The following is a 15,773-nucleotide window of genomic DNA, read 5'->3' on the forward strand; positions in this document are numbered from 1 at the left end:
GAGGAAAATGGCGAAAATAGCGACAGTTCCCCACCGCTAATGCCATGGCCCTGCTCCCGATCCTCCGCTATCCCGATCCCCGCCTGTCGAAGGTCGCCCGCCCGGTCGCGGCGGTCGATGCGCGCATCCAGCAGCTGGTCGACGACATGGTCGAGACGATGTACGACGCCAACGGCATCGGCCTGGCCGCCACCCAGGTGGACGTGCACGAGCGGCTCGTGGTGATCGACACGTCCGAGACCCGCGACCAGCCCCGGGTGCTGATCAACCCTGAGATTGTCTGGTATAGCGACGAGAAGACCGTCGGCGAGGAAGGTTGCCTGTCGGTGCCCGGCATCTACGACGGTGTCGAACGGTCCACCGCGGTCCGGGTCGAGGCGCTGGACCGCCAGGGTGCGCCCTACACGCTGGAGGCCGACGGGCTGCTGGCGGTCTGTATCCAGCACGAGCTCGACCATCTGCAGGGCAAGGTGTTCGTCGAATACCTGTCGCCGCTGAAGCGCAACCGCATCCGGACGAAGCTGGTCAAGCAGCTGCAGCGCGACGCCGCCTGACCGGCGAACGCCCCGTCCGGCGCCTGCCGCAGCGCCTTTTTCCCGCAACCCATCGACGGCCGGAGACACCCATGCCCCTCGTCCTTTCCCGATCCTGGAAGACCGCCTGCGCGGGCGGCCTGCTCGCCGCGGCGGCACTGCTGTCGGGCTGCGCCGCCCCGGGACGCGCGGCCCCCGGCACCACCGTCGATGCTGCCCTCGCGCAATACGGCGCGCCCACCGCCCGCTATCCGCTACCCGACGGCCAGCGGCTGCAGTATTCCGAGATGCCCGCCGGCTCCAACGTCTGGAACCTGGACTTCGACACCGCCGGGCGGCTGCGGTCGGTGGACCAGGGACTGCGCTACGCCAACTTCAACCAGATCGTGCTCGGCCAGTGGACCGCCGCCGACGTGGAGCGCATGCTCGGCCGGCCGATGCGGGTCGAGCGGGTGATGAGCTTCCAAGGCCCGGTCTGGACCTACCGCTTCAACGACCTCAACAACTTCCGGCTGGTGCACATCCACATCGACCCGGCCGGCATCGTGCGCAAGATCCAGTACACCGACGAGCTGCTGTTCCGCGAACCGCTCGGCCTCTGAGATGCGGGTCGTCTTCGCGGGTACGCCCGAATTCGCCCGTGCGGCGCTGGAGCACCTGCACGCCGACGGCTTCACGATCCCGCTGGTGCTGACTCAGCCCGACCGGCCGGCCGGCCGTGGGATGCAGCTGCAGGCCTCGCCGGTCAAGCAGTTCGCGCTCGACCAGGGCATCGCGGTCGCGCAGCCGCGCAGCCTGCGCCTCGACGGCAAATACCCCGACGACGCGGCGGCCGCCCGCAACGCGCTGGACGACGCCCGGCCGGACGCGATGGTCGTCGCCGCCTACGGGCTGATCCTGCCGCAGTGGGTGCTCGACCTGCCGCGGCTCGGCTGCCTCAACATCCACGCCAGCCTGCTGCCGCGCTGGCGCGGCGCGGCGCCGATCCACCGCGCGATCGAGGCGGGCGACGCGGAGACCGGCATTACCCTGATGCAGATGGATGCCGGACTCGACACCGGCGCGATGCTGCTGGAAGAGCGTCTGCCGATCCCGCCCGACGACACCACCGCCCGGCTGCACGACCGGCTGGCCGCGCGCGGCGGACCGCTCGCCGCACGGGCGCTGCGGGCCGCCGAGGCCGGCACCCTGCAGCCGGTGGCGCAGCCCGAGGCCGGCGTCACCTACGCCCACAAGATCGAGAAGGCCGAGGCCGCGCTCGACTGGCGGGCGCCGGCAGAGGTGCTCGCGCGTCGTGTGCGGGCCTTCGATCCCTTCCCCGGCGCGACCGCGCGGCAGGGCGCGACCGTCGTCAAGGTGTGGGGCGCTGTGGCGGAGCCGGCATTGGCGCAGGACACGGCGGCGGCCCCCGGCACGGTGCTGCAGGCCGACGGCACCGGCATCCGCATCCGCTGCGGCGACGGCGTGCTGCGCGCGACGCTGCTGCAGCGCGCCGGCGGCCGGCGGTTGCCCGCGGCCGATTTCCTGCGCGGCCACGCGCTCGCGGCCGGCAGCCGCTTCGACCTGCCCGACGCCGCCGCATGAACCTCCGCAACACCGCCCGGACCCTCGCCACCGTCGTGCGCGATGCGGAATTCCGGCGGGGCGTTCGGGAGATGTCAGGAATGAGCGTCGGCATCGCCGCCTGGGGGCTGGTGACCGGCATCGCGATGGTCAAGAGCGGCATGCCGCTCGGCGTGGCGGTGGCGATGTCGCTGCTGGTCTATGCCGGCAGCGCCCAGCTGGTGGTGGTGCCGCTGATCGTCGCCGGCTCGCCGATCTGGGTGGTCTGGCTCACCGCCTTCTGCGTGAACCTGCGATTCGTGATCTTCAGCACGCTGTGGCGGCGCTACTTCGGCACGCTCAGCCGCGGCCGGCGCGCCGCGATCAGCTATTTCAGCGGCGACGTGAGCTTCGTGCTGTTCATGAAGCGCTTCCCCGACATGCGGCCGGCGCCGGGCCAGGAGCGGTACTTCTGGGGCATGTCGACGATCAACTGGTTCGCCTGGCAGATCTGCTCGATCCTGGGCATGGTGCTGGCCGACGCGATTCCGGTGTCCTGGGGCCTGGGCTTCGCGGGCGTGCTGGCGCTGCTCGGCGTGCTGTGCTCGATGCTCGGCAGCCCGATCGCGCAGGTCGCTGCCGGCGTGGCGGGGGCGGCGGCGGTGGCGGCCTATGCGCTGCCGCTCAAGCTCAACATCGTGGTCGGCATCGCGGTCGCGGTGGCGGTTGGCCTCGTGCTGGAGGCGAGCCTGCCGCAGCGCTCGCGCATCGTGCGCAAGGACGGTCCGCGATGAGCGTCTGGGAGTCGCTCTTCACCATCGTCGGCCTGGCGGCGATCACGCTGCTGACCCGCGGCTTCTTCATGCTGCCTCAGCGCGAGTGGCCGCTGCCCGACTGGCTGCGCCGCGGCCTGCAGTACGCGCCACTGGCAGCCCTCGCCGCGGTGCTGGTGCCCGAGATCGTGATGCGCGACGGCCAGCTGATCGGCACGCTGGCCGATGCCCGGCTGCCGGCCGTCGCGGCGGCAGTCGCCTTCTATGCGTGGCGGCCGAACCTGCTCGGCACCATCGCGGTCGGCATGGCGGTGTACCTGCCGTTGCACATCGGGCTGGGCTGGTAGCCGGGCGGGGGAGGGCGCTCCCTACAATCCGCCGTCCTCACCGATCACCCTTTTTCCCATCTTCCGGACCCCGTAGCTCCATGAACGTCCTCCGTTTTTCCGACCTGTGCGACCAGGGCCGTGCCGCCGGCCAGCGCGTCTTCATCCGTGCCGACCTCAACGTTCCGCAGGACGACGACGGCCGCATCACCGAGGACACCCGCATCCGCGCGTCCGTGCCGTGCATCGAGATGGCCCTGAAGGCCGGCGCCGCCGTGATGGTCACCTCGCACCTCGGCCGCCCGACCGAAGGCGCCTTCCAGCCCGCCGATTCGCTGACGCCGGTCGCCGAGCGCCTGGGTGAACTGCTCGGCCGCGAGGTACCGCTGGTGCGCGACTGGACTGACGGTGTGGACGTCGCCCCGGGCAGCGTCGTGCTGCTGGAGAACTGCCGCGTCAACAAGGGCGAGAAGAAGAACGACCCGGCGCTGGCCAAGAAGATGGCCGCGCTCTGCGACATCTACGTCAACGACGCCTTCGGCACCGCGCACCGCGCCGAAGGCACCACCTACGGCATCGCCGAATACGCGAAGGTCGCCTGCGCCGGTCCGCTGCTGGCCGCCGAGATCGACGCGATCACCCAGGCGCTGGCGAACCCGAAGCGGCCGCTGGCGGCGATCGTCGCCGGCTCCAAGGTCTCGACCAAGCTGACCATCCTGAAGGCCCTGTCGGCCAAGGTCGACCAGCTGATCGTCGGTGGCGGCATCGCCAACACCTTCATGCTGGCCGCCGGCCTGCCGATCGGCAAGTCGCTGGCCGAGCCCGACCTGGTCGAGGAAGCCCGCGCGGTGATCGAGGCGATGCGCGCCCGCGGCGCCGCGGTGCCGATCCCGACCGACGTGGTCGTCGCCAAGGCGTTCAAGGCGGATGCCGAAGCCACGGTGAAGCAGGCCGCCGACGTGGCCGAGGACGACCTGATCCTCGACATCGGCCCCGACACGGCCGCCCAGCTGGCGGCGCAGTTGAAGGCCGCCGGCACCATCGTCTGGAACGGCCCGGTCGGCGTGTTCGAGTTCGACGCGTTCTCCAAGGGCACCGAGACGATCGCCCGTGCGATCGCCGACAGCGCCGCCTTCAGCATCGCCGGCGGCGGCGACACGCTGGCCGCGATCGCCAAGTACGGTATCGAAAAAGACGTGGGCTACATCTCCACCGGCGGCGGCGCCTTCCTGGAGATCCTGGAAGGCAAGACGCTGCCGGCCTTCGAGATCCTGCAGAAGCGCGCGGCCGGCTGAACGCTGCGCCCGGACGGCGGCCCGCGCTCAGCGGGTGCCGACCAGCGGGAATACGGCAAAGGCCAGCGCGGCGGCCATCAGCACCAGGCAGACCAGCACCGCCCACTTGAGCGTGAAGCGCTGGTGGTCGCCGAAATCCACGCCGGCCAGGCCGACCAGCAGGTAGGTCGAGGGCACCAGCGGGCTCAGCAGGTGCACCGGTTGGCCGACCAGCGAAGCGCGGGCCATCTCGGTCGCGGTCACACCATAGTTCGCCGCCGCCTCGGTCAGGATCGGCAGCACGCCGAGGTAGAAGGCGTCGTTCGACATGAAGAAGGTGAAGGGCATGCTGATCAGCGCGGTGATCGGCGCGAAATACGGCCCCATCGACGGCGGGATCACCGCCAGCAGGCTGCGCGACATCGCCTCGACCATGCCGGTGCCCGACAGGATGCCGGTGAAGATGCCGGCCGCGAAGATCAGCGACACCACCGCCAGCACGTTGCCCGCGTGGTTGGCCACCCGGCGGCGCTGTTCGGCCAGGTCGGGGTAGTTGATCACCAGCGCGACCGAGAACGCGATCATGAACAGCACCGGCAGCGGCAGCACGCCGACCACCAGGCAGACCATCAGCACCCCGGTCAGCAGCGCATTGACCATACGCAGGCGCGGACGGCGCACGTCTTCCTCGGCGGCGGTCTGGTCGGGCGGCAGGCGGCGGTCCTCGTCCTCGGTGATGTCGGTGTTCACCTGGCCGGGCACGCCGGTGCGGCGGCCGCCGCCGAGCACCGCGTAGCCGAGCCGCCGGCGTTCCTGCAGGCCGAGCCAGAACGACACCGCCAGCAGGCCGGCGATGGCCACCACGATCGGCGCGACCAGCGGCACGAACACGTCGCCTACGTCGAGGTGGAGGGCGCTCGCGGCACGGGCGGTGGGGCCGCCCCAGGGCGACAGGTTCATCAGCCCGCTGGCGATCAGCGACACGCAGGTCAGGTGCAGCGGGTTCATCTTCAGCCGCTTGTAGAGCGGCAGCATCGACGCCACGGTGATCATGTAGGTGGTCGAGCCGTCGCCGTCGAGCGAGATGACCAGCGCGAGCACGGTAGTGCCCATCACGATCTTCAGCGGGTCGCCCTTGACCAGCCGCAGGATGAAGCCCACCACCGGGTCGAACAGGCCGGCGTCGATCATCACGCCGAAGTACAGAATCGCGAACATCAGCAGAATGCCGGTGGGCGCGATCTTCTTGATGCCGTCGAGCATCATCGGGCCGAGGCCGGCGTGGAAGCCGCCGATCAGCGCGAACACGATGGGCACCAGGGTCAACGCGACCAGCGGCGACAGCCGCTTGGTCATGATGAGGTACATGAACGTGATCACCATGCCGAAGCCGAGGAGGGTCAGCATGTCGTCGTTCCTTTTTCCATGGGGGTGGTCTCCGGGGGAAGGGCCGGTGCGCAGCGGATGGCGCACGGCGAAGAGCCGCGAGGTTAGGAACCCAGCCTGTCGTGCCTCTGTCGTCCCGGCTCGGTACAAACCCCATGCGGGAAAACCCGTATCCCGCGGCGCCGCCCGGCGCGGGGGGGCCGGCTGATGCGCGTGCTGCTGGTGGAGGACACGCCCGACCTGGCCGATGCGGTGCTGCGCTGCCTGCGCCGCATGGGCCACGCGGCCGACTGGCAGGCCGACGGCGGTGCGGCCGACGCAGTGCTGCAGGCGCCGGCCCACCATGCCTACGACCTGGTGGTGCTGGACATCGGCCTGCCGCGGATGCCGGGCACCGAGGTGCTCGCCCGCATGCGCGCCCGCGGCGACAAGACGCCGGTGCTGATGCTGACCGCCCGCTCCGACATCGAGGACCGGGTCGCCGCGCTCGACGGCGGCGCCGACGACTATCTGGGCAAGCCGTTCGATTTCCGTGAATTCGAGGCCCGCTGCCGCGCGCTGCTGCGCCGGCCGCAGGGCCAGGCGGAGGCGGTGCTGCGCATCGGCGGCCTGGCGATCGACAGCGCCGCGCGCCGGGTGACGCTCGACGGCGCGCGGCTCGAACTACCAAATCGCGAATACAGCCTGCTGGAGATCCTGGTCGGCCGGCTCGGCCGGGTCGTCACCCGCGAGGAGATCGCGGCCAAGCTGTTCGGCTTCGACGACGAGGCCGGGCCCAACGCAATCGACCTCTACATCGGCCGGCTGCGCAAGAAGCTGGGCGATGCCGCGCTGGTGATCGGCACGGTGCGCAGCGTCGGCTACATCGCCGAGCCGGCACCGGGCGCGGACGATGCCGGCTGAGTCGGCCCGGGAGGCCCAAGCGACCGGGCCGGCCGTCGCCTCGCCGGCCGGCGTGCCGGGCAGCATCCGGCGCCGGCTGATGCTGTCGCTCGGCGCGCTGTTCGTCTTCGCGATGGTGCTGCTCTTCGTGGCTGCGCGCAGCTACGGCCGCCAGGCGGTCGACCTGTCCTACGACCGGTTGCTGGCGGCCTCAGCGCTGGCGATGGGCGAGACGGCGACCGTAGCCGGCGGCCGCTGGTCGATGGACCTGCCCTATGCCGCGCTCGACGCGCTCGCGATGGCGCCGGACGACCGGGTCTTCTACAGCCTGCGCACGCCCGCCGGTGCGCTGGTGACCGGCTACGAGGATTTGCCCGGGCCGCCGGAAGCGCTGGAGCGCCGTGCCCGCCGGGCGGCCGACGCGCTGCGCAGCGCGGCCGGCGTGCCCGACGGCGCGCGCGACGAGCCGCCGGTGTTCTTCGACGCGCCATACCACGGCGAGACGGTGCGCTTCGCCCTCGTCGGCCACTGGGTGGCCGGCGCCCCGGGCGAGGGCCGGGCCTGGCTGCAGGTCGGTCAGACCCGGCGCGCCCGAGACGCGCTCGCCGCCCGGATCACCGGCGCCGCCACCGCCGCCATCGCCCTGCTGACGGTCGCGGCGCTGGGCCTGTGCGGCTGGAGCGTGCGCCACGCGCTGGCGCCGCTGGGCCGGCTCGAAGCCGAACTGGCCGGGCGCGACGCCGCTGACCTGCGGCCGATCGCCACGCCGGTGCCGGCCGAGATGGCGCTGGCGGTCGGTGCGCTCGACCGCTTCATCGGCCGGCTGGCCGCCAACCTCGACACGCTGCGCGTCTTCATCGCCGAGGCGGCGCACCAGATGCGCACCCCGCTGGCCACGCTGCGCGCCCAGGCGCAGCTCGCGCTCGACGAGGACGACCCGCTGGAGCAGCGGCGCAGCCTGGTCGCGATCGAGCGCAACGCCGCGCGGCTGACCCGGCTGCTCAACCAGCTGCTGGCCGACGCCAGCACCGCCCACCGCGGCAGCCTGCAGCGCTTCGACACGGTGGACCTGGTGCGCATCCTGCGCGAGGCGCTGCGCGACGCGGTGCCGCAGGCCGACCCGCAGCCGGTGGTGCGGCTGCGCTGCGCAGTGGCGACGGCCCCGCTGCGCGGCGACGCGCTGATGCTGGGCGAGGCGATCAAGAACCTGGTGGACAACGCGCTCAAGCACGGCGTGGTGCGCGGCGACGACCCGGACGTCGTGGCCGAACTGGACATCGCGCTGCAGGCCGCACCGGCCGGCCGGCAGGAGGCGCCGACGGCTGCGGAACCGGACCCGGCTGCCGCGGCCGGCTGGGAACTGTCGGTCGCCGACCGCGGGCCGGGCATCGCGCCGGACGAAGTGGCCGCCGTGTTCGACCGCTTCGCGCGCGGCCGCGAGGCCGGTGCCGGCGGCGCCGGTCTGGGCATGGCGATCGTGCGCCGGGTGGCCGACAGCCACGGCGGCCGCATCGCGCTGCAGCCGCGGCCGGGCGGCGGGCTGGTGGCACGGCTGTGGCTGCCCGCGGCCGGACCGGCGGCCGCGGCACCGCCGAGCGGAGGGGGCGCTGCATGACGGCCGCGGATCACGACGGCACGGCCGAACGGGCGGCAGCGGATCGGCGCGCATGGCTGCAGCGCGCGGCTTCCCTGGCCGGCGCCGCGCTGCTGCTGCCCACGTCTTCCCGCGTGCAGGCGCAGATCGGCCCGGCGTCCGACAGCGGCGTGCTCCGGCTGCCCGCCGCGGGCCCGGCCGCCGACGCACCGCCCGGCCTGTCGATCGCCGGTGCCACCGATCTGCCGGCCTTTGCGCCGGTGCTGCGCGACTACCAGCGCCTGCATCCGGCGGTCGCGATCCGCTACGAGGAGTTCTCGACCCAGGGCCTGTACCGCCGTTTCGCCGGTGCGCCGCCGCCCGAGCGCCCCGCGCCGACCGGCGAGGTGGACCTGCTGGTCAGCAGCAGCATGGACCTGCAGGTCCGGCTGGTGAACGGCGGCCATGCCCAACCCCATGCATCGCCGGCCACCGCCGCGCTGCCCGCCTGGGCGCGCTGGCGCGACGAGGTGTTCGGCTTCAGCTACGAGCCGATGGTGATCGCCTGCGACACCCGCCGCTTCGGGCCGGGCCGGCTGCTCGGGCCGGCGCCGGCGACCCGGCAGGCATTGCTCGCGTTGCTGCGCGACCCGGCACGGCCGCTGGCCGGACGGGTCGGCACCTACGACCTGGCATCGAGCGGTATCGGCTACTTGGCCGCGACGCAGGACGCGCGCATCGACGGCAGCGCCGGCGCGCTGCTCGCCGCCCTGGCCGACAACCGCGCGTTGCGGGCCCCCCATGCGGCGGTGTTGCTCGACGCGCTGGAGCAGGGCGGCCTCGCGCTGGCCTACAACGTGCCCGGCGCCTACGTGCAGGCGCGCATCGACGCCGGCGCGCCGCTGGTCATGGTGCTGCCGCAGGACTACACCCTGGTCATCGCCCGCACCGCCGTCATCCCGCGCACCGCGCCGCATCCGGAGGAGGCGAAGCGCTTCCTCGACTACCTGCTGTCGCCGCGCGGGCAGGGCGTGCTGGCGAACGAATCGCGCATCCTGCCGATCCGCACCGACGTGCCCGGCGTGCGCCACCCGACCGGCGCGCTGCGGCCGATCCCGCTCGGGCCGGGGCTGCTGGTCTACCAGGACCGGCTGAAGCGGGCGCGCTTCCTGGAGGCGTGGAACGCGCCGGCGGCGGCCGTGCAGCGGTGAGCGGAATGCTTGCAGCGAAGGAGCTCACATTTCGATAGCGCACTGCGCAGGTGCCATCTGCGCAAAGTGCCGAAAAGCATCGGAAATACCGCCAGCGGCCATCGGCAGCGCCCAGCAAAAAGGGCCGGCCGCTTGCGCGGTCCGGCCCTCGGGGGCGCGGCGGCAGGCGTGCCGCCGTGTCAGGCCGCCACAGCCGCGCCGGCCGGCGTGCCGGTCGTCGCCGACGACGGCAGGGCGCGCATCGCGCTGGTCGCGCGGCCCTTGAAGTCGGTCCAGCAGCCGCGGCCGAAGTCGTAGAGCTTGCAGGCGCGGGCGGTGCTGAAGTACCACTTCCAGGAGAAGCGCTGGATGATGATCCGCTCGGGCAGCAGGTGCTCCAGCATCTTCTGCGCTTCCTTCAGCTTGTAGAGCGGGATGCTCATGTCCACGTGGTGGGCGGTGTGCTCCATTATGTGGTGCATCATCGCGCCGATCTTGAACGGGAAGGTCAGGTGCACGGTGGTGGAGACGAAGGGCTGGGCGCGCTGCCAGGCGGCCCGGTCGTCGTGCCAGGACACCTTGACGTGCGTGTGGTGGACGTACACCACGAAGCCGATCATCGCGAACCAGAACAGCACCGGCACCGCGAAGCCGACGGCCAGCAGCAGCAGCACCGACTGGCCGGTAGCGAGCGCCGCGCCGACCATCGCGGCCAGCCACACGGCGGCGAAGCCGAGGACCAGCGCGCAGTCGCGCGAGAAGATCGGGCGCTCGGTCTGGGCCGACCGGTCGCGCGCGATCATGCGGCGCCACCAGATCTCCACCATGTAGTACACGCCGGGGGCCCAGCCGCTGCGGTAGAGCCGTTCCATGAAGCGGCGGGCCGGCGGCAGGGCGTCGTATTCGGCCTGGGTCAGCGGCGCCCAGACGAAGTCCACGCCCTTCAGGTTGGTGAAGCCGTGGTGCACCACGTTGTGGCCCATGTCCCAGAGGCTGTAGGGCGTGAGCGAGGGCAGGAAGGCGATGCGGCCGATCCAGCGGTTCAGGCCGCGGTGCGGTGTGAGGCTCTGGTGGCAGCCGTCGTGGCCGATGATGAACAGGCGGCCTATCACGAAGCCCGCGGCCAGTCCGCACAGCAGCTTGGCCCACCAGGGCTCCAGCAGCACCGCGCCGGCGAGCAGGCCGGTGAACAGCGCATAGTCGAGCAGCAGCAGCAGGATGGCGCGCACCGTGGTGCGCTCGGACAGCGGGATCAGCCAGCCGCGGATCACCTTGCGGTGCGGCAGCGGGGCGCCGGGTGCGAGCGGTTCCGGCAACGGTGGAGCGGTCAGCAGTTCGGACGGTTGGGTCATGTGTGGACGGGGTTGCGTCTGGATGGCAGGGCCTGCCAGGGCGCGGACGACGGCCGCGAGGGTGCTCCGGGTGTCGACTGCCCGGAACTGCGCGATGGTACGCGAGCCGCCCCTCCGGCGCCCCGAACGTCCCTCTATGCCCGTGCGGGATACAGGTTGTGCGGACGCGGTTTCGGGGCGGTTACCGCGGCGCCGGAACCCGCATGACAGAATCCGCCGGCCCTATTGCAGACCACCAGGAGACATGCCCATGCGCCAACGCCGCGCCACCAAGATCGTCGCGACCCTCGGGCCGGCCTCGAGCGCCCCCGAGATGCTGGAACGGATGATCCGTGCGGGCGTCAACGTCGTGCGGCTCAACTTCAGCCACGGCGTGGCGCAGGACCACATCGACCGTGCCCGGCTGGTGCGCGAGGCGGCCGTCCGCGCCGGCCGCGAGGTCGCGATCATGGCCGACCTGCAGGGCCCGAAGATCCGCGTCGGCAAGTTCGCCGAGGGCCGGGTGCAGCTCGAGCCGGGCGCCGCCTTCGTGCTCGACGCCTCCCGCACCACGCCGGGCGACGTCGCGGGCGTCGGCCTCGACTACAAGGAGCTGCCGCGCGACGTGAAGTCGGGCGACGTGCTGCTGCTCAACGACGGCCTGATCGTGCTGAAGGTCGAGCGGGTGCTGGGCGAGGAGGTCCACACCACGGTGAAGATCGGCGGCGAGCTGTCGAACAACAAGGGCATCAACAAGCAGGGCGGCGGCCTGACCGCGCCGGCCCTGACGGCCAAGGACATGGAGGACATCAAGACCGCGATGAGCTTCCAGGCCGACTACGTGGCCGTCAGCTTCCCGAAGAACGCCACCGACATGGAGATGGCGCGCCAGCTCTGCAACGTCGCCGCGGCCGAGTACCGCCACCGGCCGGGCTTGATCGCCAAGATCGAGCGGGCCGAGGCGATCCCGAAGCTCGAGGAGATCCTGAAGGTCAGCGACGGCATCATGGTCGCCCGCGGCGACCTGGCGGTCGAGGTCGGCAACGCCGCGGTCCCGGCCCTGCAGAAACGCATGATCACGCTGGCCCGCCAGTACGACAAGGTGGTGATCACCGCCACCCAGATGATGGAGAGCATGATCACCAACGCCTCGCCGACGCGGGCCGAGGTGAGCGACGTGGCCAACGCGGTGCTCGACGGCACCGACGCGGTGATGCTGTCGGCCGAGACCGCCGCCGGCCGCTATCCGCTGGAGACGGTCGAGGAGATGGCCGCGATCTGCGCCGCCGCCGAGGCGGCCGAGGACGTGCAGCTCGACGCCGACTTCACCGGCCAGACCTTCGGCCGGATCGACCAGTCGATCGCCATGGGCGCGCTTTTCACCGCCCACCACCTGGGCGCCAAGGCGATCGTGGCCCTGACCGACAGCGGCTCCACCCCGCTCTGGATGAGCCGCCACCGCATCCATGTGCCGATCTACGCGCTGACCCCGCGGGTGGCAACGCAGCGGCGCATGGCGCTCTACCGCAACGTGCGTCCGCTGCTGATGGATTCGAGCGTGGATCGCGACACCGCGCTCGCCGACGCCGAGCTGCACCTGAAGATGCGGGACATCGTGCAGAGCGGGGATGTCTACGCCATCACCTGCGGCGAGCCGATGGGAGCGCCGGGCGGCACCAACATGCTGAAGATTTGTAGGGCAAGCTGACGGCGCCGTTAGCGCAGCTTTCGCCCCGTTCAGCTCCCGCCAGGCCAGGGTTCCCCTGGACTCGGCGGGGCCTCCCCCTCGGGGGGTGGCGAATTACACGACGCGGCAGCGGCGTGAAAAGCCGGGGGGCTCAATCAAACCGCAGCGACACGCCGGTCACGAAGGCGGCGTCGCCCTTCTTGAGGCCCACACCCGGCAGGCCGATGCCGGGGTCGCTGTCGTAGCGGTAGCTCAGGCCGGCGGTCAGGCTGAGCGACTTGGTCATCGCGACCGACACGCCGGTGTCGAGCAGCGCGCGGTAGGCGCCGCGGTCGGTCAGATTCGGGAACAGCGCGACGCGCTGGCGCAGCTTGGTGGTGTCGCTGATCTTGTGGTTCGATTCCTCGGACATCACCAGCTCGGTGCGGCCGTAGTCGGTGCGGGTCTGGCCGAGCAGTTGCACCGTGCGCATGTAGCGGTCCTGGGTGTAGCCAAGGCCGAGGGAGATGTCGAAGGTGTTGTCGATGTCGTCGAGCCGCATGTGGCGGCCCACGCCGGCCGCCAGCGAATAGCGCAGGTCGATATTCGCCGGCCGGTCGCGCAGCAGGTCGGCCGAGCCGAAATAGAAGCTGTGGCGCGAAATGTCGCGGTTGTACTGCGACCCGAGCAGGTAGCGCTGGGTGGCGGTCGCGCCGTTGACCTGGCCGTAGTTGGCCTGCCCGCGCACGGTCAGCTTGTCCCGCTCGGTGACTCGGGCGCCTTCGCCGACCGCGTTGAGCTGCGTGGTGTTGCTGTTGCCGGAGGTGGCGTTGGCCCCCGCAGTGAACAGGGAGCGCCACTGCCCGTCCGGCTTGAGCGTCACCTGGGTCCAGGCAGTGCTGCAGGCGCCGGCGGCGAGGCAGGCGACGAGGAATGGCGCGTGGAAATGCACGGCAGAGGCTCCTTGCGAGGCGGGACGGCAGACGGGGGACGGGACGGGACGGACCGGCGGGCGCCGCGGCGACGCCCGACGGGATGGTGCCCGGATGCCCTCCATCGGTTCCAGGCGCCGGGCGACACAGTTGTATCAAGGTGCTAACAGGGCCGTGACGGGCCGGCGGCACCATGGGCGGAATCGTCGCACGAAGCCGGGACCGCACGGGGCGGGTCCGGTCGTGCCGTATGGATATTCGCGATGCCTGCACCGTCTCCCGGGCTTTCTGCCACGACCCGCCGCGCCGGCCTGCTCGCAGCCGGTGCAGCCCTGCTGTCGGGCTGCTCCGGCCCCCGCATCCTGGACCGGCTGGTGCCCGACGGCGATTACCGCGCCGAGACCGGCATCGCCTACGGCGACGACCCCCGCCAGGTGCTCGACGTGTACCGGCCGGCGCAGGACTCTGCCCCTGGCGCCGCGCGTCCGCCGCTGGTGGTGTTCTTCTACGGCGGCACCTGGACCCACGGAACGCGGGCCGACTACCGCTTCGTCGGCGAGGCGCTGGCCAGCCGGGGCGCGGTGGTGGTGATCCCGGACTACCGGCTGAGCCCGCAGGTGCGCTATCCGGCCTTCCTGCAGGACAGCGCCGCGGCCGTGCGCTGGGCGGCCGACCGGGCCGCCGCACTCGGCGCCGATCCGGACCGGATCGTGCCGATGGGCCACAGCGCCGGTGCCTACAACGCGGCGATGCTGGCGCTCGATCCGCGCTGGCTGGAGGCCGCCGGCGTGGCGCGGCGCCGGATCGCCGCCTGGATCGGCATGGCCGGCCCCTACGACTTCCTGCCGATCGACGATCCCGAGGCGCAGGTCGCCTTCGGCTGGCCGGACACGCCGCGCGATTCGCAGCCGATCGTCCATGCCGGCCCGGGCGCGCCGCGCACGCTGCTGCTGGCCGCCGACCACGACCGGGTGGTCGATCCGGACCGCAACAGCGCCGCGCTCGCGGCCCGGCTGCGGGCGGCGGGGGTGGAGGTGACGATGCACCGCTATCCGCGCGTCGGCCACGTCGCGCTGGTCGGCAGCCTGGCACGGCCGCTGCGCTGGCTGGCGCCGGCGCATGCCGACGTGGTTGCATTCCTCGGCCTGCCGCCGCCGCGCTGACATCGGCCGGTTGCGGCTGACACCGGCCGACGGAGCCCGCGGGTAAAATCCCGCGCGGTTACCGCACGGTTACCAGCAGCCATCCCCGGCTGTCTCCCGATTTCCATTTCCCCTTTTTCTGGACCACGACCATGCCTTTAGTCTCGATGCGAGAACTGCTGGACCATGCCGCCTCGAACGGCTACGGCATCCCGGCTTTCAACGTGAACAACCTCGAGCAGGTGCAGGCCGTGATGGAAGCCGCCAAGGAAACCGGCGCGCCGGTGATCCTGCAGGCCAGCGCCGGTGCCCGCAAGTACGCCGGCGAATCGTTCATCAAGCACCTGATCCAGGCGGCCGTGGAGGCCTACCCGACGATTCCGCTGGTGATGCACCAGGACCACGGCCAGACCCCGGCGATCTGCCAGGGCGCAATCGACCTCGGCTTCGGCTCGGTGATGATGGACGGCTCGCTGCGCGAGGACGGCAAGACCCCGGCCGACTTCGCCTACAACGTCGACGTGACCCGCCGCGTGGTCGAGATGGCCCACAAGGTCGGCGTGACCGTCGAGGGCGAACTGGGCTGCCTGGGCAACCTGGAAACCGGCGACGCGGGCGAGGAAGACGGCATCGGCGCCGATGTGAAGCTCGACCACAGCCAGATGCTGACCGACCCCGAGGAAGCCGCCCAGTTCGTGAAGGCTACCCAGCTCGACGCGCTGGCCATCGCCATCGGCACCAGCCACGGCGCCTACAAGTTCAGCCGCCCGCCCACCGGCGACATCCTGGCGATCAGCCGCGTGAAGGAGATCCACGCCCGCATCCCCAACACCCACCTGGTGATGCACGGCTCGTCGTCGGTGCCGCAGGAACTGCGCGCGATCATCAACCAGTACGGCGGCCAGATGAAGGAGACCTACGGCGTGCCGGTCTCCGAGATCCAGGAAGCCATCAAGTACGGCGTGCGCAAGATCAACATCGACACCGACATCCGCATGGCGATGACCGGCGCGGTGCGCAAGTTCATGGTCGAGAACTCCGAGAAGTTCGACATGCGCGAATGGATGAAGCCCGCCCGCGAGGCCGCCAAGGCGGTCTGCAAGCAGCGCTATATCGAGTTCGGCTGCGAAGGCCAGGGCGCGAAGATCAAGGGCCAGAGCCTGCAGGTCATCGCCGCCCAGTACGCCCGGGGCGAGCTCGCCCAGGTCGTGCAGTGACCGCAC

General features: G+C 71.5%; 15 protein-coding genes. 12 read left to right on the forward strand and 3 right to left on the reverse strand.

The genetic code is table 11. The features are described 5' to 3' along the window. Nucleotides 1-44 precede the first annotated feature (44 nt). From def to QZ500_RS09800, 6 genes are all read left to right on the forward strand, one after another. Nucleotides 45-554: a peptide deformylase gene (gene def / locus QZ500_RS09775; protein ID WP_295854448.1), complete on the forward strand. Its 510-nt coding sequence runs from the start codon at nucleotides 45-47 to the stop codon at nucleotides 552-554. A gap of 71 nt (nucleotides 555-625) precedes the next feature. Further along, complete coding sequence (locus QZ500_RS09780) at nucleotides 626-1,135, forward strand: hypothetical protein (protein ID WP_295854451.1); 510 nt, start codon at nucleotides 626-628, stop codon at nucleotides 1,133-1,135. A gap of 1 nt (nucleotide 1,136) precedes the next feature. Next, nucleotides 1,137-2,117 carry a methionyl-tRNA formyltransferase gene (gene fmt / locus QZ500_RS09785; RefSeq protein ID WP_295854454.1) on the forward strand — a complete coding sequence of 327 codons (981 nt, stop codon included), beginning with the start codon at nucleotides 1,137-1,139 and terminating at the stop codon, nucleotides 2,115-2,117. A gap of 71 nt (nucleotides 2,118-2,188) precedes the next feature. After that, nucleotides 2,189-2,869 carry an AzlC family ABC transporter permease gene (locus QZ500_RS09790; protein ID WP_295854690.1) on the forward strand — a complete coding sequence of 227 codons (681 nt, stop codon included), beginning with the start codon at nucleotides 2,189-2,191 and terminating at the stop codon, nucleotides 2,867-2,869. Next, the gene (locus QZ500_RS09795) at nucleotides 2,866-3,195 is read left to right on the forward strand and encodes an AzlD domain-containing protein (RefSeq protein WP_295854457.1); all 330 of its coding nucleotides are present in this window, start codon (nucleotides 2,866-2,868) and stop codon (nucleotides 3,193-3,195) included. The genes QZ500_RS09790 and QZ500_RS09795 overlap by 4 nt, the downstream gene beginning before the upstream one ends. 80 nt (nucleotides 3,196-3,275) lie before the next feature. Beyond that, nucleotides 3,276-4,469 carry a phosphoglycerate kinase gene (locus tag QZ500_RS09800; protein WP_295854459.1) on the forward strand — a complete coding sequence of 398 codons (1,194 nt, stop codon included), beginning with the start codon at nucleotides 3,276-3,278 and terminating at the stop codon, nucleotides 4,467-4,469. 27 nt (nucleotides 4,470-4,496) lie between these two features. Here the strand turns inward: QZ500_RS09800 and QZ500_RS09805 are convergent, their stop codons facing one another. Then, on the reverse strand, nucleotides 4,497-5,855 hold the full coding sequence (locus QZ500_RS09805; RefSeq protein ID WP_295854461.1) for a CitMHS family transporter: 1,359 nt from the start codon (nucleotides 5,853-5,855) through the stop codon (nucleotides 4,497-4,499). Nucleotides 5,856-6,041: 186 nt separating this feature from the next. On the opposite strand from QZ500_RS09805, the gene QZ500_RS09810 reads away from it, so the two are divergent. From QZ500_RS09810 to QZ500_RS09820, 3 genes are read left to right on the forward strand one after another with little or no spacing between them, the layout of a single operon-like run. Then, complete coding sequence (locus QZ500_RS09810) at nucleotides 6,042-6,737, forward strand: response regulator transcription factor (protein ID WP_295854463.1); 696 nt, start codon at nucleotides 6,042-6,044, stop codon at nucleotides 6,735-6,737. Continuing rightward, the gene (locus QZ500_RS09815) at nucleotides 6,727-8,331 is read left to right on the forward strand and encodes a sensor histidine kinase (RefSeq protein WP_295854466.1); all 1,605 of its coding nucleotides are present in this window, start codon (nucleotides 6,727-6,729) and stop codon (nucleotides 8,329-8,331) included. The genes QZ500_RS09810 and QZ500_RS09815 overlap by 11 nt, the downstream gene beginning before the upstream one ends. Continuing rightward, nucleotides 8,328-9,500, forward strand: coding sequence for an ABC transporter substrate-binding protein (locus QZ500_RS09820; RefSeq protein WP_295854468.1), 1,173 nt, complete (start codon nucleotides 8,328-8,330; stop codon nucleotides 9,498-9,500). The genes QZ500_RS09815 and QZ500_RS09820 overlap by 4 nt, the downstream gene beginning before the upstream one ends. Before the next feature lie 179 nt (nucleotides 9,501-9,679). Here the strand turns inward: QZ500_RS09820 and QZ500_RS09825 are convergent, their stop codons facing one another. Continuing rightward, entirely contained in the window at nucleotides 9,680-10,831 is a 1,152-nt protein-coding gene (locus tag QZ500_RS09825; RefSeq protein ID WP_295854470.1) for a fatty acid desaturase, read from the reverse strand. Nucleotides 10,832-11,081: 250 nt separating this feature from the next. On the opposite strand from QZ500_RS09825, the gene pyk reads away from it, so the two are divergent. Further along, complete coding sequence (gene pyk / locus QZ500_RS09830) at nucleotides 11,082-12,518, forward strand: pyruvate kinase (protein ID WP_295854475.1); 1,437 nt, start codon at nucleotides 11,082-11,084, stop codon at nucleotides 12,516-12,518. Nucleotides 12,519-12,648: 130 nt separating this feature from the next. Here the strand turns inward: pyk and QZ500_RS09835 are convergent, their stop codons facing one another. Continuing rightward, nucleotides 12,649-13,428 carry a DUF481 domain-containing protein gene (locus tag QZ500_RS09835; RefSeq protein ID WP_295854478.1) on the reverse strand — a complete coding sequence of 260 codons (780 nt, stop codon included), beginning with the start codon at nucleotides 13,426-13,428 and terminating at the stop codon, nucleotides 12,649-12,651. 243 nt (nucleotides 13,429-13,671) lie between these two features. Between QZ500_RS09835 and QZ500_RS09840 the strand changes: the two genes are divergently transcribed. Further along, on the forward strand, nucleotides 13,672-14,571 hold the full coding sequence (locus QZ500_RS09840) for an alpha/beta hydrolase (RefSeq protein WP_295854482.1): 900 nt from the start codon (nucleotides 13,672-13,674) through the stop codon (nucleotides 14,569-14,571). A 131-nt stretch (nucleotides 14,572-14,702) separates the two neighbouring features. After that, a complete protein-coding gene (gene fba / locus QZ500_RS09845) occupies nucleotides 14,703-15,767 on the forward strand; it encodes a class II fructose-bisphosphate aldolase (RefSeq protein WP_295854485.1) in 1,065 nt (354 codons plus the stop codon). The last annotated feature ends 6 nt before the right edge of the window (nucleotides 15,768-15,773 follow it).

The sequence above is a fragment of the uncultured Xylophilus sp. genome, assembly GCA_913776965.1.
Classification (GTDB): Bacteria; Pseudomonadota; Gammaproteobacteria; order Burkholderiales; family Burkholderiaceae_C; genus Xylophilus.

Coding starts and splice junctions, on each gene's coding strand:
- def (WP_295854448.1), top strand. CDS start 45: ATGGCCCTGCTCCCGATCCTCCGCTATCCCGATCCCCGCCTGTCGAAG.
- QZ500_RS09780 (WP_295854451.1), top strand. CDS start 626: ATGCCCCTCGTCCTTTCCCGATCCTGGAAGACCGCCTGCGCGGGCGGC.
- fmt (WP_295854454.1), top strand. CDS start 1,137: ATGCGGGTCGTCTTCGCGGGTACGCCCGAATTCGCCCGTGCGGCGCTG.
- QZ500_RS09790 (WP_295854690.1), top strand. CDS start 2,189: ATGTCAGGAATGAGCGTCGGCATCGCCGCCTGGGGGCTGGTGACCGGC.
- QZ500_RS09795 (WP_295854457.1), top strand. CDS start 2,866: ATGAGCGTCTGGGAGTCGCTCTTCACCATCGTCGGCCTGGCGGCGATC.
- QZ500_RS09800 (WP_295854459.1), top strand. CDS start 3,276: ATGAACGTCCTCCGTTTTTCCGACCTGTGCGACCAGGGCCGTGCCGCC.
- QZ500_RS09805 (WP_295854461.1), bottom strand. CDS start 5,855: ATGCTGACCCTCCTCGGCTTCGGCATGGTGATCACGTTCATGTACCTC.
- QZ500_RS09810 (WP_295854463.1), top strand. CDS start 6,042: ATGCGCGTGCTGCTGGTGGAGGACACGCCCGACCTGGCCGATGCGGTG.
- QZ500_RS09815 (WP_295854466.1), top strand. CDS start 6,727: ATGCCGGCTGAGTCGGCCCGGGAGGCCCAAGCGACCGGGCCGGCCGTC.
- QZ500_RS09820 (WP_295854468.1), top strand. CDS start 8,328: ATGACGGCCGCGGATCACGACGGCACGGCCGAACGGGCGGCAGCGGAT.
- QZ500_RS09825 (WP_295854470.1), bottom strand. CDS start 10,831: ATGACCCAACCGTCCGAACTGCTGACCGCTCCACCGTTGCCGGAACCG.
- pyk (WP_295854475.1), top strand. CDS start 11,082: ATGCGCCAACGCCGCGCCACCAAGATCGTCGCGACCCTCGGGCCGGCC.
- QZ500_RS09840 (WP_295854482.1), top strand. CDS start 13,672: ATGCCTGCACCGTCTCCCGGGCTTTCTGCCACGACCCGCCGCGCCGGC.
- fba (WP_295854485.1), top strand. CDS start 14,703: ATGCCTTTAGTCTCGATGCGAGAACTGCTGGACCATGCCGCCTCGAAC.